Source organism: Streptomyces sp. NPDC050418 (assembly GCF_044458745.1).
Classification (GTDB): domain Bacteria; phylum Actinomycetota; class Actinomycetes; order Streptomycetales; family Streptomycetaceae; genus Streptomyces.
Map to the genome: position 1 here is coordinate 222,554 of NZ_JBITIG010000004.1, position 16,412 is coordinate 238,965.

Here is a 16,412-nt window from a genome sequence, read left to right on the forward strand (position 1 = left end):
GGTCCGGGCCGGTCGGGTGCGGTGCCCGGGCTGGACCGTTGGGCTGAGGTCATGCTACGTATGTACAGCGACGTTATACGTAAAACTTCACCCTGGTGATCCTCCGGTGATCCCTGGTGCGAGCGAGAGGAGCCCGCCGATGGCCGCGGGATACGCGGAGCTGCTGCGGACACGGCATGCCGCGCGGCTGCTCACCGGCACGCTGGTGGGCCGGCTGCCGAGCGCCACCGGGCATATCGCGATCGTGCTGTTCACGCGCGCCGAGGGCGGCAGCTACACGCTGGCCGGTGTGCTCGCCGCCGTGTACGGGCTGGCCACCGCCGTCGGCCAGCCGCTGCTGGGGCGCGCCGTCGACCTGCGCGGACAGCCGCGGGTGATGCTGCCCGCCGCGATCGTCTCCGCGCTCGGCATGGCCGCTTTCGCGTTCGTCGGTATCGGCTCGTTGCCGCTCGCGTACGCGGCGGTCGCGGTGGCCGGCCTCTTCACGCCGCCCCTGGAGGGCGGACTGCGGGCGCTGTGGCCCGGGGTCCTCAAGCGCGAGGACCGGGTGCACGCCGCGTACGCGATGGACGCCGTGGCGCAGGAAGTCATGTTCACCGTCGGCCCGTTGCTCGTCACTCTCATCGTGTCGCTGTGGTCGGCGGCCGGCGCGCTGCTCGTCATCAACGTCATCGGTGTCGCGGGCGCCCTGTCCGTCGTGGTCTCCGAGCCGTCCCGTACGTGGCGTTCGGCGCCGCGCGAGGCGCACTGGCTCGGTGCGCTGCGCTCGCCCGGGCTGCTCGCGCTGCTCGGCTCGTTCTTCTTCGTCGGGCTCGCGCTGGGCTCGATCACGGTGGCCGGTGTCGCCTACGCCGACGACCACGGCCAGGAGTCGGTGTACGGCTGGCTGATGGCCGCGCTCGGTCTCGGCGCGCTCCTCGGCGGTGCGGTCTACGGTGCACGGCAGTGGACCGGCGCGCCCGAGCGGCGGTTGCGGATCCTCGTCGGGCTGCTCGCGGTCGGCTACGTACCGCTGGCGTTCACGCCCTCCGTCGTGCCGATGTGCGTTCTCGCCGCGATCTCGGGCGTGTTCCTCGCGCCGTCACTCGCCTGCGCGTTCATCGTCGTCGACCGGCACGCGCCGCGCGGGACCGTCACCGAGGCGTTCTCGTGGCTCGTGACCACGTTCGGTGTCGGCGCCGCGGTCGGAACTGCCGTGGCGGGACCGGCGATCGAGGGCGGTTCGACGGCCTGGGGATTCGCCGTCGCGGGCTTCGGCGGATTCGCCGCGCTGTTCGTGCTGCTCGCGACCGTGAAGGTGCTCGCGGTTCCCGGACGCACCACGAGTATCACCGGCTCGTCGGAAAGTGATCGAAAAGGTGCTGTCGAACCCGGTTTCAGCAAGGGGCATCAGGCGTAATGTTCAGTCATGGACCGCCGAATTTTCGGGCTGGAGAACGAGTACGGCGTCACATGCACGTTCAGGGGACAGCGCCGTCTGTCGCCTGACGAAGTGGCGCGGTACCTCTTCCGCCGTGTCGTGTCATGGGGCCGCAGCAGCAATGTGTTTCTGCGCAACGGTGCCCGCCTCTATCTCGATGTCGGATCGCATCCGGAGTACGCAACGCCGGAATGCGACAACGTGACCGAGCTGGTCACGCACGACAAAGCCGGCGAGCGCATTCTGGAAGGCCTCCTCGTCGACGCCGAACGCCGCCTGCACGAGGAGGGGATCGCGGGCGACGTCTACCTCTTCAAGAACAACACCGACTCGGCGGGGAACTCGTACGGCTGCCACGAGAACTACCTGGTGGCCCGGCACGGCGAGTTCTCCCGGCTCGCGGACATCCTGATCCCGTTCCTGGTGACCCGTCAGCTGCTGTGCGGCGCGGGCAAGGTGCTGCAGACCCCGCGCGGTGCGGTGTACTGCGTGAGCCAGCGGGCGGAGCACATCTGGGAGGGCGTCTCGTCGGCGACGACGCGCTCCCGGCCGATCATCAACACGCGCGACGAGCCGCACGCGGACGCGGAGCGCTACCGCCGTCTGCATGTCATCGTCGGCGACTCCAACATGTCCGAGACGACCATGCTGCTCAAGGTCGGCGCCACCGACCTGGTGCTCCGCATGATCGAGGCGGGCACCGTGATGCGGGACCTGACCCTGGAGAACCCGATCCGGGCCATCCGCGAGGTCAGCCACGACATCACCGGCCGGCGCAAGGTGCGCCTCGCCTCCGGGCGCGAGGCGTCCGCGCTGGAAGTGCAGCGCGAGTACTACGAGAAGGCCGTGGACTTCGTCGACCGGCGCGGCATCCGCACCGGCACGGTCGCCCAGGTGCTCGAGCTCTGGGGCCGCACCCTCGACGCGATCGAGGCCGAGGACCTGGACCGGATCGGCACCGAGATCGACTGGGTCATGAAGTACAAGCTCATCGAGCGCTACCGAGCCAAGCACAACATGACCATGTCGCACCCCCGGGTCGCGCAGATAGACCTCGCGTACCACGACATCCACCGTCGGCGCGGGCTGTACTACCTGCTCGAGAAGAGGGGCCAAGCCGCCCGTATCTGCAATGACTTGAAGATCTTCGAGGGCAAGTCGGTGCCCCCGCAGACCACTCGGGCCCGGCTGCGCGGCGACTTCATCCGCCGTGCGCAGGAGCAGCGCCGGGACTTCACCGTCGACTGGGTGCATCTGAAGCTCAACGACCAGGCGCAGCGCACCGTGCTGTGCAAGGACCCGTTCCGGTCGGTGGACGACCGGGTGGAGAAGCTCATCGCCGGGATGTGACGCATCCGGTCCGTGTGACACAGCGGGCAGGTGACACTGCGGGCAGGTGACACAGCGCAGCAATCCGGGCAGCGGGCCCGTGCCGGATCCTCCGGTGCGGGCCCGCAGGCATGCCGTACGTGGACCGTGCGCGGCTTGGCCGTAAGGTGGCGGGCACCGAACACTCCTGCAACCCAGAGGACCACTGTGCGACGCCGACTTGCCGGCCTTGTGCTCGTACCGCTCCTGCTGCTGTCGACAGCGGCCTGCGGTGACGACAAGGGATCCGACTCCGACTCTTCTTCGTCCTCCGTGAGCCAGGGCGGGCTGCCCACGATCACCGCCGGAACGAAGTTCGGGGAGAAGCCCACCCTGGCCAAGGGCAAGGGCGAGCCGCCCGCCGACCTCAAGGTCGAGGTCATCAGCAAGGGCAAGGGCGAGAAGCTGGGCGACGGCGACAAGGCCCAGGTGAACTACCTCGGGCAGCTGTGGGACGGCGACAAGCCGTTCGACAACAGCTTCGACCGCGGCCAGCCGTTCGATGTGACCCTCGGCGGCGGCGGTGTCATCGAGGGCTGGCAGCAGGCGCTCAAGGGGCAGCAGGAAGGCAGCCGGATCGAGGTCTCGATCCCGCCGGAGCTCGGCTACGGCGAGCAGGGGCAGGGCGAGATCCCGCCGGGCGCCACACTCGTGTTCGTGATGGACATCGTGAAGGCGACCCAGGGCACGCCCGTCCCGAAGAAGATCGAGGGCGGCACGGTCGTGGACCAGACCGACGCCGCACTGCCCAAGATCGGCACGAAGACCGACGGCAAGGAGCCCGAGGTCACCATCCCGAGCGACAAGGCCGCGCCCACCAAACTCGTCTCGAACTACATCATCGAGGGCAAGGGCGAGGCGCTGAAGGCCTCGGACACCGTCGCCGTCTCGTACGTGGGCAAGATCTGGAAGGACGGCAAGACCTTCGACTCCAGCTACAAGAACGGCCAGCCGGTCACCTTCCCGCTGAACCAGGTGATCCCGGGCTGGTCGAAGGGTCTCGAGGGCAAGAAGGTCGGCAGCCGCGTGCTGCTCGTCGTCCCGCCGGACCAGGGCTACGGGGACGACGACCAGGGGCCCATCCCGGGCAAGTCCACGCTGGTCTTCGCGGTGGACATCCTCGCAAAGATGTAAGACTGTCCCGGTTGCCCATTCGCAGAACTGCAGGAGCACTTACGTGAGCATCGACAAGCCCGAGGTCGACTTCCCCGGCGGCGAGCCCCCGAAGGACCTTGAGATCAAGGACATCTGGGAGGGCGACGGCCCCGTGGCCAAGGCCGGGGACAACGTCCAGGTCCACTACGTGGGCGTGTCCTTCTCCACCGGCGAGGAGTTCGACGCGAGCTGGAACCGCGGCACCCCGCTGCCGTTCACGCTCGGCGCCGGCCAGGTCATCGCGGGCTGGGACCAGGGTGTGCAGGGCATGAAGGTCGGCGGCCGCCGCCAGCTGATCATCCCGCCGCACCTGGCGTACGGCGACCGTGGCGCCGGCGGCAAGATCGCGCCGGGCGAGACGCTGATCTTCGTCTGCGACCTCGTCGCGGTCTGATCCGGTCCGGATCGAACATTTGAGGGCCCCTGCCTAGTGGCGGGGGCCCTCGGCTTTTGCCGCCGGACCTTGGAGCGGTACGGTCGAGCCTCGTAGCAGCAGTCCAGGAGGGGTGGGAGAGGGCGTCGATGGCGATTGCCAAGGCGGAGCGGCTGATGAATCTGGCGCTGTGTCTGCTCGGGACCCGGCGACCGCTGAGCAAGCGCGAGCTGCGCGGCTCCATCGAGGCCTACCTCGAAGCCAACTCGGACGACAGTTTCAACCGCATGTTCGAGCGTGACAAGGACGACCTGCGCGAACTCGGCCTGGTCATCGAGACGGTGGAGAACCTCGAGGGCGAGGTCGGCTATCTCGCCCGCCGTGACTCCAACCGGCTGCCGCCGGTCACCCTCGACGCCGAGGAGGCCGCGGCCCTCGGCCTCGCCGCCAAGGTCTGGCAGCAGGCCCGCCTCGCCGGCGCGGCCAGCGGCGCCCTGCAGAAGCTGCGCGCCGCCGGGATGCCCGAGGACGTCGACCCGTACGAGGCGCACGGCGCGCTGGAACCCCGTATCCCCGTGCACGAGTCGGCCTTCGAGCCGCTGATGCTGGCCTGCCGTGACCGCAGGCCCGTCGTCTTCGACTACCGCAAGGCCAACGCCGCCCGCCCGGAGACCCGGCATGTCGAGCCGTGGGCCCTGGAATGCTGGCGCGGCCACTGGTACCTCGCGGGCTGGGACCGCGACCGCGGTGCCGAGCGCGTGTTCCGGCTCTCCCGCATCACCGGCAAGGTGCGCTCGCGTGCGGGCAAGTTCACCGCCGAGGTGCCCGATGTCGTCACCGTCCGCGAGACCGTCGCGGGCTGGGCCGGGGAGATCACCGACCGGACCGCGCTGATCAGACTGCGCACGGACGCCGGCTATCCGCTGCGCTCGAAGGCCACCCGCGTACGGGAACTCGGCGACGGCTGGGACGAGTTGGAGATTCCGTACGGGCACGGGCTCGACGCGTGGCTCGTGGAGTTCGGGCCCGACGTGGTGGTGCTGGAGCCCGCGGAGCTGCGGGCGGATGTCGTGGACCGGCTGCGCGCCGTGGCCAAGGGCTGAGGGGGAGCGGAACTACTCATGGCTGCCAATGCCATCGACCAGACCCGGCGCATGCTGTCCCTGGTGACGTATCTGCGCGAGCGCCCCGGCGCGCATGTGGCGGATGTCGCCCGTGCCTTCGGGGTCACCGAGGCGGAGCTGATCTCCGACCTCGACGTCCTTCCGCTGTGCGGTACGAGCTTCCGCGGCGGTGATCTGCTCGACATCGACACCGACGGCGAGCGCATCTGGTGGCACAACCCCGATGACGTCGCCGAGCCGCTGCGGCTGGCCGCCGACGAGGCCACCGCGCTGCTCGTCGCCGCGCGCGCCGTCGCCACCCTGCCCGGGCTGCGCGAGAGCGACCGGCAGGCGCTGCTGCGCGCCACCGCCAAGCTGGAGGCCGCGGCGGGCGAGACCGCGGCGGCCGGTGACCGGCTCTCGGTCACGTTCGAGTCCGAGGGCGGTGTCTTCGCCGAGGTCGACCGCGCCATCTCCGAGCGCCGCCGCCTCTGGCTGCGCTACTACTCGCCGGCGCGCGACGAGCTCACCGAGCGCGAGGTCGACCCGATCCGGCTCTTCGCGCTCGGCCACACGTACATGGAGGCGTGGTGCTATCGCTCCGAGGCGCGGCGCACCTTCCGGCTCGACCGGGTCGCCGAGATCCGGATCCTCGACGAGGCGGCGGCGCCGCCCGAGCTGGAGCTGCGGGATCTGTCCGAAGGGCTCGTCCAGCCCTCGGCCGATGATCCCGAGGTCGTGATCGAGGTGGGTGCGGGCGGCCGCTGGGTCGCCGAGTACTACCCGCACGACAGTGCGGAGGAGCTGCCCGAGGGCGGGCTCCGCATCACGCTGCGCACCCCGGACCCGGCCTCGCTGAAGCGCCTCGCGCTGCGGCTCGGCCGCGACGGGCACATCGTGGCGCCGCAGGACCTGGCGGACAGCGCACGCGAAGCGGCGCGCAGTGCGCTGGAGGCGTACGAGACGGTGTGACCTCCGTCGCGATGCTACGAGCCGTGGGGGACGGCGAGAACGACTGATCCAGGCGTACGGGCAGGACCGGAGGGAGCTGTGACGGTGCGGACACCGAGGGGCGAGGGCAGTTCTGGCTCCGGCGTGCGGGACGGGTCGGCCGGGGGGTGGAGCGAAGGCACCGTGGGGCGCTGGTACTCGCCCGACACGGCACCCGCTCCCTCATCACCCAACAACACCACCAATACCGTTAATTCGGAAATGTCCGGAATTGGCCGTACGGTCGTGGGTGCGCCCGCCGTCTTCCGCGCCGGCTGCCCCGACTGCCGCTCCCGCTTCGTACTGGCCTCCGCGGCCCTGCGGTTGGTCCTGGGTGCGAGCCACCGCACCACCTTCTACTCCTTCACCTGCCCCGACTGCGGCGCGGCCGTCCGCAAGCCCGCGGGGGAGCGCATCGTCGAACTCCTCACGGGCGGCGGGGTCCGCACGCTGCGCCTGCACTCCACGGTCTAGGCTGGCGCCCATGTTCTGGCCCATGATCGCCATCGCGCTCGGTTTCCTCGGGCTCGTGGTGCTCGCGTTCTTCGCCGTACGGGTCTTCGTCGAGGTCCGCCGCCTGGGGGCTCAAGTCGCCGAGACCTCAAGGAAGATCACGGACGCGTCGAACGATCTTGAGCGGGCCGCCACCGACATGGCCCGCAGCGGACGCGAAGCGCGCTGACGCCGCCGTATCGCGTTACCGGTTAAATGCCCGGCGCGGTCTCCAACTTGCCTGGCCGGACGGGTACGCTGCTGAGGCAGTGACCCGGCAAAGAGGCGCCGGGTCGGCAACCGGGAGTACGCACAGGCATTGCCTCAGGTTCACTCCCGGGGGTTACGATCGCTGTCAGCGCGGTGATCGGATGTCTAGTCCGGTGTGCCGGGCACCACGTTCCCTGTCGCCTCGGTGAAGAAGGTACACAGCTATGAACCTCGGGGCCCCCGAGATCATCCTGATCCTCGTCGTGATCATCCTGCTGTTCGGAGCCAAGAAGCTTCCCGACATGGCGCGCTCGCTGGGCAAGTCCGCCCGCATCCTCAAGAGCGAGGCCAAGGCGATGAAGACCGACGACGCGAAGGACAGCACGGCGTCCGCCGCGCAGCCCGCTCCTGAGCAGCAGGCTCCGCGCACGATCCAGGCCGCTCCCGGCGACGTGACGAGCTCGCGCCCGGTGACCGAGCCGACGGACACGACGCAGCGCTGACCGCAGAGCAGGTCACGTCCGGCCTGCCGCACGAGATGAGGACGTGGGTTGCTCAAGTCTGCCCGCAAGCAGGAGAAAGACCCCGAGGGGCGGATGCCGCTCCAGGAGCACCTGCGTGAGTTGCGCAGCCGGTTGGTCAAGAGCCTGCTGGCCATCATTGTCACGACAGTTCTCTCGCTCCTGATCTACCGGGACGTCATCGAGTTCTTCACGAATCCGATCCTCGGTGCCGTCGGCTGTGACATGGGCTTCAAGGAGCTTCAGGACTCGGGCGCGGGCAAGTGCGCCCGCATCACGCAGAACGGTCTGATCAGCCCGTTCACTCTCGCCCTCACGGTGTCCTTCACCACGGGGCTCGTCCTGGCCACGCCGGTCTGGCTGTACCAGCTGTGGGGCTTCATCGCGCCCGGTCTGCACAAGAACGAGAAGAAGTACTCCCTGGCGCTCGTCTTCACCGGGTTCCCGCTGTTCCTGCTCGGCGCGTACTTCGCGTACTGGTCGCTGCCGAAGATGGCCAGCGTCCTGATCCAGTTCTCGATCGTCGGAAGCGAGAACTTCCTGCCGCTCGACGAGCTGATCAACCTGATCATGCGGATGATCGTCGTCTTCGGGCTCGCCTTCCAGCTGCCACTGCTCCTGGTGATGCTCAACTTCGGCGGCATCGTCTCGGGCGCCAAGCTGCTCAGCTGGTGGCGCGCGATGATCATGGGCATCACGTTGTTCGCGGCCATCGCGACCCCGAGCACCGACCCGATCTCGATGCTCGCCCTGGCCGTCCCGATCTGGATCCTGTACTTCGGTGCGACCGGGATCTCGCTGGTCAACGACAAGCGGCGGGCGCGGGCCGAGGCCGAGGGTCCGGACGACGACGAGGCCTCCGACCTGGACCTCACCCCCGAGGACATCGGCGAGGTCGAGACCGTCTCCGCCTCCAAGGCCCTGCCCGAGCAGGCATCCGGCGACGGCGACCGCCGGATGAACGGTTACGACGACATCACCTGACCGGTAGGGTCCGGCCCGTGACCAGCGAGATCACCCTCTTCGTCAATCCCACCGCGGGACGCGGCCGGGGCGCCCACGCGGCGCAGCCGGCCGCTCGCGCGTTCCGGGACGCCGGATTCTCCGTCCGTACGGTCGTCGGCGAGGATGCCGACGACGCGCTGAGACGCGCGCGTGAGGCCGTCGACGGCGGTACGGGCGCGCTGGTCGCCGTAGGCGGCGACGGCATGATCAACATCGCGCTGCAGGCCGTCGCCGGCACGGACACCCCCCTCGGGATCATCGGCGTCGGCACGGGCAACGACTTCGCCCGCACACTCGACCTGCCGATACGCGACCCGGAGGCCGCCGGGTCGCTGGCCGCGCGGACCCTCAAGGACGGCACGGCACGCGCCGTGGACGCCGGCCGGATCGGAGGGCGCTACTTCGGCACGGTCCTCGCCTCCGGCTTCGACTCCCGGGTCAACGACCGCGGCAACCGGATGCGTTGGCCCACGGGCCGTTACAAGTACGACCTCGCCATGGTCGCCGAGCTGGCCGCGTTCAAGCCGTTCCCGTTCCGGATACGCCTGGACGACGGGCCCGTCCAGGAGGTCGACGCCACCCTGATCGCGGTCGGCAACGGAGCCTCGTACGGCGGCGGCATGCGGATCTGCCCCGGCGCCCAGGTCGACGACGGGCTCTTCGACATCACCGTCGTCGGGGACTGCTCGCGCGCGACCCTGCTGAAGGTCTTCCCGCGGGTGTACAAGGGGACGCACATCGACCATCCCAAGGTCACCGTGCACCGCGCGGCGAAGATCAGCGTCGAGGCGGCCGGGATCACCGGGTACGCCGACGGAGAGCCGCTCGGACCGCTGCCGCTGACCGCGGAGTGCGTGCCCGGGGCCGTACGCGTACTGGCTCCGCCGCGCGCTTCGTAGGAGAAGCCCGCCGCCCTGCTCGATGCTTGCTCGTTGCCGGGTCAACAAAGATCGCGACGGTGTCAGTGGCTGCGGGTACGCTCGAAGCAACATGACAGAGGACCTCTCACCGGCCGAGCGTTATGCGGCAGCACGGGTGCGCGCTGCCGAGCAGGCCACCGCTCTCGCCCCCTTCCGCGAGATGTACGAATTCGGTCTCGACCCCTTCCAGATCGAGGCCTGCCAGGCGCTGGAGAGCGGCAAGGGTGTCCTTGTCGCCGCACCGACCGGCTCGGGCAAGACGATCGTCGGCGAGTTCGCCGTGCACCTCGCGCTCGGGCAGGGCAGGAAGTGCTTCTACACCACGCCCATCAAGGCGCTCTCCAACCAGAAGTACGCGGACCTCGCGAAGCGCTACGGCGCGGACAAGGTCGGTCTGCTGACGGGTGACAACAGCATCAACTCCGAGGCGCCCGTGGTCGTGATGACCACCGAGGTGCTGCGGAACATGCTCTATGCGGGCTCGCAGTCGCTGCGCGGCCTCGGATACGTGGTGATGGACGAGGTGCACTACCTCTCCGACCGCTTCCGGGGCGCCGTATGGGAAGAAGTGATCATTCATCTTCCCGAATCAGTCACCCTCGTCTCGCTCTCGGCCACGGTGTCGAACGCGGAGGAGTTCGGCGACTGGCTCGACACCGTACGGGGCGACACCGAGGTGATCGTCTCGGAGCACCGGCCCGTGCCGCTGTTCCAGCACGTGCTCGCCGGGCGGCGGATGTACGACCTCTTCGAGGAGGAGTCGTCCGCGAAGAAGCGCGAGGTCAACCCCGACCTCGTCCGGATGGCGCGGCTCGAGGCCAGCAGGCCGACGTACGGCCGCGACCGGCGGCGCGGCCGCGAGGCCGACCGGGAGCGGGAGCGCAGACAGCGCTCGCGGATCTGGACGCCGTCGCGGCCCGAGGTCATCGACCGGCTCGACTCCGAGGGCCTGCTGCCCGCGATCACCTTCATCTTCAGCCGCGCCGCCTGCGAGGCCGCCGTACAGCAGTGTCTGTATGCCGGGCTGCGGCTCAACGACGAGGACGCGCGGATGCGGGTGCGCGAGATCGTCGAGGAGCGGACGGCGGCGATTCCCAACGAGGACCTGCACGTCCTCGGGTACTTCGAGTGGCTCGAAGCTCTGGAGCGGGGCATTGCCGCGCACCACGCGGGCATGCTGCCGACCTTCAAGGAGGTCGTCGAGGAGCTGTTCGTACGCGGCCTGGTGAAGGCCGTGTTCGCCACCGAGACCCTGGCGCTCGGCATCAACATGCCCGCGCGCTCGGTGGTCCTCGAGAAGCTCGTCAAGTGGAACGGCGAGCAGCACGCCGACATCACCCCCGGCGAGTACACGCAGCTCACCGGGCGTGCGGGCCGGCGCGGGATCGATGTCGAGGGCCATGCCGTGGTGCTGTGGCAGCGCGGGATGAACCCGGAGGCGCTCGCGGGTCTGGCCGGCACGCGTACGTATCCGCTGCGGTCCAGCTTCAAGCCCTCGTACAACATGGCGGTGAACCTCACCCAGCAGTTCGGGCGGCATCGCTCGCGGGAGCTGCTCGAGACCTCGTTCGCGCAGTTCCAGGCGGACAAGTCCGTGGTCGGGATCTCGCGTCAGGTGCAGCGCAACGAGGAAGGGCTCGACGGTTACAAGGAGTCGATGACCTGCCACCTCGGCAATTTCGACGAGTACGCACGGCTGCGCCGCGAGCTCAAGGACCGGGAGAACGAGCTGGCGAAGCAGGGCGCCGTGCAGCGCCGTGCCGAGGCCGCCGTCGCCCTGGAGAAGCTCAAGCCCGGCGATGTGATCCATGTGCCGACCGGGAAGTACGCGGGGCTCGCGCTGGTCCTCGACCCGGGGCTGCCCGCGGGGCGGTCCAACGGGCATCGCGGCTTCGAACAGCACGACGGGCCGCGGCCGTTGGTGCTCACGGCGGAGCGGCAGGTCAAGCGGCTCGCGTCGATCGACTTCCCGGTGCCGGTCGAGGCGCTCGACCGGATGCGGATCCCCAAGTCGTTCAACGCGCGTTCGCCGCAGTCCCGTCGCGACCTCGCGTCCGCGCTGCGCACCAAGGCCGGGCACATCCGGCCCGAGCGGCACAAGCGAGGGCGTGCGGCGGCGGCCGACGACCGCGAGATCACGCGTCTGCGGGCCGAGCTGCGGGCGCACCCCTGCCACGGCTGCGACGAGCGCGAGGACCACGCACGCTGGGCCGAGCGCTACCACCGGCTGCTGCGGGACACGAAGCAGCTGGAGCGGCGCATCGAGGGGCGTACGAACACGATCGCGCGCACCTTCGACCGCATCGTCGCCCTGCTCACCGAGCTCGACTACCTGCGCGGCGACGAGGTCACGGAGCACGGCAAGCGGCTCGCGCGGCTCTACGGCGAGCTGGATCTGCTCGCTTCGGAGTGTCTGCGCGAGCGGGTCTGGGAGGGCCTGACCCCTGCCGAACTGGCCGCCTGTGTCTCGGCGTTGGTGTACGAGGCGCGGCAGAGCGACGACGCGCTGGCGCCCAAGCTGCCCTCGGGCAAGGCCAAGGCGGCGCTCGGCGACATGGTGCGGATCTGGGGGCGGCTCGACGCCCTCGAGGAGGACTTCGGCATCAGCCAGACCGAGGGCGTCGGCCAGCGCGAGCCGGATCTGGGCTTCGCGTGGGCCGCGTACATGTGGGCATCCGACAAGAGCCTGGACGAGGTGCTGCGCGAGGCGGAGATGCCGGCCGGTGACTTCGTGCGCTGGTGCAAGCAGGTCATCGATGTGCTCGGGCAGATCGCGGCTGCCGCGCCGCGGGAGGACAGCACCGTGGCGAAGAACGCGCGCAAGGCCGTGGATGCGTTGCTGCGCGGGGTGGTTGCCTACTCGTCCGTGGGCTGAGACGCGATCGCCGTACGTGGCCGATGCGCCGCTCCGCTTCTGCGGGGCGGCGCATCGGCATTTCCACAGGCTTGACGTGTGAGAAGGCCGTGGGCGAGGGGGTGAGGGGGAATTTGTCATACCGGTTGATGAAGGTGGCCTCGACCAGTTATCCACAGGGGTGGCGGGGGTTCGAGGCATCCGATTTCATGGCGTGACACGCGGCACTGATCCAACTGCGCCGCCGGGGAGGGGAGTTCGACCATGACCACGCAGCCCGGAGCGGCCGTCGGCACACCGCCGCAGGGCCCCGAGCTCGTGCCGGGGCCACGGGGCGTGCCGTTGCTCGGCAACCTGCCGCAGTTCGGCAAGGACCCGCTCGCCTTCTTCGAGCTGCTGCGCGAACAGGGGCCGATGGTCGGCTGGCGGTTCGGCCGCACCTCCTGTGTGTTCCTCACCGAGCCCGGCCACATAGGCGAGCTGATGCGGGAGATCGAGGGCACCTTCGACCAGCCGGACCTGGGGATCGCGTTCCGTACGGTGCTCGGCAACGGCGTGACCGTCGCCAAGGGCAAGGACTGGCGGCGCAAGCGCTCCCTCGTGCAGCCCTCGGTGCGGCCGAAGCAGGTCAAGTCCTATGCGGAGACGATGGCTTCGTGCGCCATCGAGACCGCAGAGTCGTGGTCGGACGGGCGGCGCGTGGACATCAAGAAGGAGATGGCGACGCTGACGCGCAGGATCGCGGTCTCCACCATCTTCGGCGTCGACACGGAGTCCGACTCCGAGGTGATCGGCGAGGCCATGGAGGTGGCGCTCAAGGAGATCGGCGCGGAGTTCAGCGGGCTCGGCGCGGTGCTTCCCGACTGGGTGCCGACGCCCGGGCGCGCCCGGATCAAGAAGGCCGCGGCCGTGATCGACGCGGAGGTGGACCGTATCGTCGCCGCGCACCGCGATGCTCCGGACGAGCGGCCGGATCTGCTCAGCCGGCTGCTCACGGCGCAGGACGAGACGGGCGCGCGGCTCACCGAGGTCGAGATCCGCGACGAGGCGGTCACGCTCTACATCGGCGGCCATGAGACCACCAGCTCCACCCTCGTGTGGGCCTGGTATCTCCTGTCCCGCAACCCCGAGGCGCGCGCCGCTCTGGGAGAGGAGCTCGACCGCGTCCTCGGCGACCGCGACCCCGGCTTCGACGACTACGCGGACCTCACCTACACCCAGGCCGTGGTGAAGGAGACGCTGCGGCTGTACCCGACGATCTGGCTTCTCACGGGTCTGGCGAAGGAGGGGGCGTCGATCGGCGGGCGTCCCATGCCGAAGGGCACCCGCGTGTGGAGCAGCCAGTGGGCGACCCACCGGGATCCGCGCTGGTTCAAGGAAGCGGACCGGTTCCGGCCCGAACGATGGAGCGGCAAGGAGAGCGAGGAGATACCCGAGGACGCCTGGTACCCGTTCGGCGGAGGCCCACGCGTCTGCCTCGGGGCGCGCTTCGCGATGGTGGAAGCCGTCCTGATCCTCGCGGTCATCGCCCGCCGGTACGAACTTCTCGTCGACCAGGAGGAGTTGCTGCCCGTGCCGTCCCTCACGCTGCAGCCCGACCGGGAGGTCACGGCGATGGTGCGGGGCAGAGGGTAGCCCGCGGAGCTGCGAGGGCGGCGGTTACCCCTTCTGTGGGCTCAGGTCACGGAGCTCTGACGGAGGTAGTGCAGCACCGCCAGGATCCGGCGGTGCTCGTCCTCGCCGCGTTCCAGGCGGAGCTTGGTGAAGATGGCCGCCACGTGCTTCTCGACGGCGCGCTGGGAGATCTCCATGCGGCGGGCGATGGCCGCGTTGGTGAGTCCTTCGGCCATCAGCTCCAGCGTCTGCCGCTCCCTCGCGGTGAGGGCGCCCAGTCCGGAGCGGGCGCCCAGGAGTTGCGAGACGACCTGGGGGTCGAGGGCGGTACCGCCGTCGGCGACGCGGTGCAGCGCGTCGATGAAGTCATCGACGTCGAGGACGCGGTCCTTGAGGAGGTAGCCGATCCCGGCCGGGCCGTCGGCGAGGAGTCGGTCGGTGTAGCGCGTCTCGATGTACTGGGAGAAGAGGAGGACGCCGAGGCCCGGGTGGCGCCTGCGCAGTTCCACCGCGGCGACGAGTCCTTCGTCGCGGTGGGTGGGTGGCATCCGGATGTCGGCGATGACGACGTCGGGCCGGTGCGTGTCGACCGCGTCGACGAGCGCGGTGGCATCTCCGACGGCGGCGACGACGTCGAGGCCGCGATCGGCGAGGAGCTGTACCAGGCCTTCGCGGATGACGGCGGCGTCCTCGGCGATCACGATGCGCATGGGGTGGCCTTCGGGTCGGTGGGCAGGTTGGCGCCGGTGGTGGTGAGGGGGAGGTGGACGGTGGCCAGGGTCGGGCCGCCCTGCGGGCTGTCCAGGGTCAGTGTCCCGTCCACGGTGCGTACGCGTTCGGCCAGGCCCGCCAGGCCCGTGCCCGCGCGTTGGCCGTGAGCGAGGTGTGCGCCGCCGCGCCCGTCGTCTCGGACCGTCAACACGAGGGCGTCTGCGGCGAGTCGGGCGCGTACGTCGATGGTCGTGGCCGCCGCGTGGCGGGTGGCGTTGGTGAGGAGTTCAGCCGCGCAGAAGTAGGCGATGGTCTCGATGGCCTCACCTGGCCTGTGCGGGAGATCGGCGGAGACACGGATACTCGTGCCGCCGGAGGTGAGGTCGGAGGCCAGCGAGGCGAGGGCCGCGTCAAGACCCGCGTCGAGCGCGGGCGGGTGGATGCCGCGTACGAGGTCGCGCAGTTCCTCGATGGCGGTACGGGTGCCGGACAGCGCCTGGCCCACCAGCTCACGGGCCTTGTCGGAGTCGGCGTCGGTGCGGCGGGCCGGATCGAGGGCGCTGTGGGCACGCGTGAGGGACATGGCGACGGCGACGAGGCGGGCCTGGGCGCCGTCGTGCAGGTCGCGTTCGATGCGGCGGAGTGCCGTCGTGGAGTCCCGGACGGCCAGGGCGCGGGTCTCCTCCAGGTCGCGGACCCGGTCGGCGAGGCGGCTCGGGCCGAGCAGGGCGCGGGCCGACAGCCGGGAGAGCGCACAGAGCCGGCGTCCGAGCCAGCCGGCGAGGGCGAGCAGGAGCACCCCGGTGAGGGTGACGGCCAGGATGCGGGGGCCGGTGTCGAGGGGGGTGTCCGAGCCGGGCAGGACGAGTCCGACGGTGCCCTCGGGCTGTTCGATCCGGCGATACCAGAAGACGTAGCCGATGCCGGCCAGTGCGTAGAGACGCAGGAAGACGTGGGTTGCGGCGGTGAGGAGGGAGACGGGTACGTCGAGGACGGCGTGGGCGAGGGCCCGCCAGCTGTCGGGGTCGGCGACCGTGGCCTGGGCGGTGCGGCGTGGTGTGGGTCGCGGTGTGCGTACGACGGGGCGCGGTGCGGGCACGTCCTCGCCCAGGAGGACGCGTACCAAGTAGCGGTGGACGGAGGCGAGTTTCCCGACGGCGGTCAGTGCGCCCGCCAGCGGGCGGAGGCCCGCGAGCGTCGGCAAGAGGAGGGCGGCGAGAGCCAGCAAGGGAAGGGTGAGCAGGCCGAGGAGGCCCGGTACCAAGTTGGCGAGGGCATAGAGGAGTTCGCGGCGGGCGCGCGCCGAGGCCGGGATGCCGAGGAGGTCCAGGGCGCGCACCACGGGGTGCGTCCGGGGTGCCGCGGGTGGGGTGGGCGGCGAGGGCGCGGAGGGCATGCGGGGTGGGGGTCCTGTTCGGTGGGGTTGAGGGAGCGGGGCGGGAAGGGGTGCGGGTGAGGGCGCGTTGGCAGCGAGGTTGGCGTGCTGGGCGTATGTGGCCTGGGGACAGGAGAAGTGTGTCGTCCCCGGACAGGTGGGCGGCTGTTGGGGCCGAGGTTCGGCGTGCCTTCGCGGTGGTGGGCGTCGGGTCCGGCGTGCTTCGACCGGTGGCGGTGCTGACGGCGTGCCTCGGCCGGTGGCGGTGCTGACGGCGCGCCCTCGACCGGCGGTGCTGACC

15 protein-coding genes are annotated in these 16,412 nt (G+C 70.1%); 13 read left to right on the forward strand and 2 right to left on the reverse strand.

What is annotated here, in order from left to right; all coding sequences use genetic code 11:
- Positions 1–139 precede the first annotated feature (139 nt).
- The 13 genes from ACIBI4_RS11240 to ACIBI4_RS11300 all read left to right on the forward strand — a co-directional run bounded on the left by ACIBI4_RS11240 (position 140) and on the right by ACIBI4_RS11300 (position 14,046).
- Positions 140–1,399 (forward strand): MFS transporter, encoded by a 1,260-nt coding sequence (locus ACIBI4_RS11240; RefSeq protein WP_399203446.1) that lies wholly within the window; start codon positions 140–142, stop codon positions 1,397–1,399.
- A 9-nt stretch (positions 1,400–1,408) separates the two neighbouring features.
- Entirely contained in the window at positions 1,409–2,770 is a 1,362-nt protein-coding gene (pafA, locus tag ACIBI4_RS11245; RefSeq protein ID WP_399203447.1) for a Pup--protein ligase, read from the forward strand.
- Positions 2,771–2,956: 186 nt separating this feature from the next.
- On the forward strand, positions 2,957–3,922 hold the full coding sequence (locus tag ACIBI4_RS11250; RefSeq protein WP_399203448.1) for an FKBP-type peptidyl-prolyl cis-trans isomerase: 966 nt from the start codon (positions 2,957–2,959) through the stop codon (positions 3,920–3,922).
- Between the two features lie 43 nt (positions 3,923–3,965).
- Complete coding sequence (locus ACIBI4_RS11255; protein ID WP_399203449.1) at positions 3,966–4,337, forward strand: FKBP-type peptidyl-prolyl cis-trans isomerase; 372 nt, start codon at positions 3,966–3,968, stop codon at positions 4,335–4,337.
- Positions 4,338–4,465: 128 nt separating this feature from the next.
- The gene (locus ACIBI4_RS11260; RefSeq protein WP_399203450.1) at positions 4,466–5,419 is read left to right on the forward strand and encodes a helix-turn-helix transcriptional regulator; all 954 of its coding nucleotides are present in this window, start codon (positions 4,466–4,468) and stop codon (positions 5,417–5,419) included.
- Positions 5,420–5,437: 18 nt separating this feature from the next.
- The gene (locus ACIBI4_RS11265; protein WP_399203451.1) at positions 5,438–6,391 is read left to right on the forward strand and encodes a helix-turn-helix transcriptional regulator; all 954 of its coding nucleotides are present in this window, start codon (positions 5,438–5,440) and stop codon (positions 6,389–6,391) included.
- Between the two features lie 240 nt (positions 6,392–6,631).
- Complete coding sequence (locus tag ACIBI4_RS11270; protein ID WP_399203452.1) at positions 6,632–6,883, forward strand: hypothetical protein; 252 nt, start codon at positions 6,632–6,634, stop codon at positions 6,881–6,883.
- A 10-nt stretch (positions 6,884–6,893) separates the two neighbouring features.
- On the forward strand, positions 6,894–7,091 hold the full coding sequence (locus tag ACIBI4_RS11275) for a hypothetical protein (RefSeq protein WP_399203453.1): 198 nt from the start codon (positions 6,894–6,896) through the stop codon (positions 7,089–7,091).
- A gap of 244 nt (positions 7,092–7,335) precedes the next feature.
- Positions 7,336–7,614, forward strand: a complete 279-nt coding sequence (gene tatA, locus ACIBI4_RS11280) for a Sec-independent protein translocase subunit TatA (RefSeq protein ID WP_399203454.1) — start codon at positions 7,336–7,338, stop codon at positions 7,612–7,614.
- 48 nt (positions 7,615–7,662) lie between these two features.
- A complete protein-coding gene (gene tatC, locus ACIBI4_RS11285) occupies positions 7,663–8,616 on the forward strand; it encodes a twin-arginine translocase subunit TatC (protein WP_399203455.1) in 954 nt (317 codons plus the stop codon).
- A 17-nt stretch (positions 8,617–8,633) separates the two neighbouring features.
- Positions 8,634–9,536: a diacylglycerol kinase gene (locus ACIBI4_RS11290; RefSeq protein ID WP_399203456.1), complete on the forward strand. Its 903-nt coding sequence runs from the start codon at positions 8,634–8,636 to the stop codon at positions 9,534–9,536.
- A gap of 91 nt (positions 9,537–9,627) precedes the next feature.
- Positions 9,628–12,432 carry a DEAD/DEAH box helicase gene (locus tag ACIBI4_RS11295; protein WP_399203457.1) on the forward strand — a complete coding sequence of 935 codons (2,805 nt, stop codon included), beginning with the start codon at positions 9,628–9,630 and terminating at the stop codon, positions 12,430–12,432.
- Between the two features lie 243 nt (positions 12,433–12,675).
- Positions 12,676–14,046, forward strand: coding sequence for a cytochrome P450 (locus tag ACIBI4_RS11300; RefSeq protein ID WP_399203458.1), 1,371 nt, complete (start codon positions 12,676–12,678; stop codon positions 14,044–14,046).
- A 41-nt stretch (positions 14,047–14,087) separates the two neighbouring features.
- Here the strand turns inward: ACIBI4_RS11300 and ACIBI4_RS11305 are convergent, their stop codons facing one another.
- Positions 14,088–14,735 carry a response regulator gene (locus ACIBI4_RS11305; protein WP_399203459.1) on the reverse strand — a complete coding sequence of 216 codons (648 nt, stop codon included), beginning with the start codon at positions 14,733–14,735 and terminating at the stop codon, positions 14,088–14,090.
- Positions 14,723–16,132 carry a sensor histidine kinase gene (locus ACIBI4_RS11310; protein ID WP_399203460.1) on the reverse strand — a complete coding sequence of 470 codons (1,410 nt, stop codon included), beginning with the start codon at positions 16,130–16,132 and terminating at the stop codon, positions 14,723–14,725. The genes ACIBI4_RS11305 and ACIBI4_RS11310 overlap by 13 nt, the downstream gene beginning before the upstream one ends.
- Positions 16,133–16,412: the final 280 nt, after the last annotated feature.

Coding starts and splice junctions, on each gene's coding strand:
- ACIBI4_RS11240 (WP_399203446.1), top strand. CDS start 140: ATGGCCGCGGGATACGCGGAGCTGCTGCGGACACGGCATGCCGCGCGG.
- pafA (WP_399203447.1), top strand. CDS start 1,409: ATGGACCGCCGAATTTTCGGGCTGGAGAACGAGTACGGCGTCACATGC.
- ACIBI4_RS11260 (WP_399203450.1), top strand. CDS start 4,466: ATGGCGATTGCCAAGGCGGAGCGGCTGATGAATCTGGCGCTGTGTCTG.
- ACIBI4_RS11265 (WP_399203451.1), top strand. CDS start 5,438: ATGGCTGCCAATGCCATCGACCAGACCCGGCGCATGCTGTCCCTGGTG.
- ACIBI4_RS11270 (WP_399203452.1), top strand. CDS start 6,632: ATGTCCGGAATTGGCCGTACGGTCGTGGGTGCGCCCGCCGTCTTCCGC.
- ACIBI4_RS11275 (WP_399203453.1), top strand. CDS start 6,894: ATGTTCTGGCCCATGATCGCCATCGCGCTCGGTTTCCTCGGGCTCGTG.
- tatA (WP_399203454.1), top strand. CDS start 7,336: ATGAACCTCGGGGCCCCCGAGATCATCCTGATCCTCGTCGTGATCATC.
- ACIBI4_RS11295 (WP_399203457.1), top strand. CDS start 9,628: ATGACAGAGGACCTCTCACCGGCCGAGCGTTATGCGGCAGCACGGGTG.
- ACIBI4_RS11300 (WP_399203458.1), top strand. CDS start 12,676: ATGACCACGCAGCCCGGAGCGGCCGTCGGCACACCGCCGCAGGGCCCC.
- ACIBI4_RS11305 (WP_399203459.1), bottom strand. CDS start 14,735: ATGCGCATCGTGATCGCCGAGGACGCCGCCGTCATCCGCGAAGGCCTG.
- ACIBI4_RS11310 (WP_399203460.1), bottom strand. CDS start 16,132: ATGCCCTCCGCGCCCTCGCCGCCCACCCCACCCGCGGCACCCCGGACG.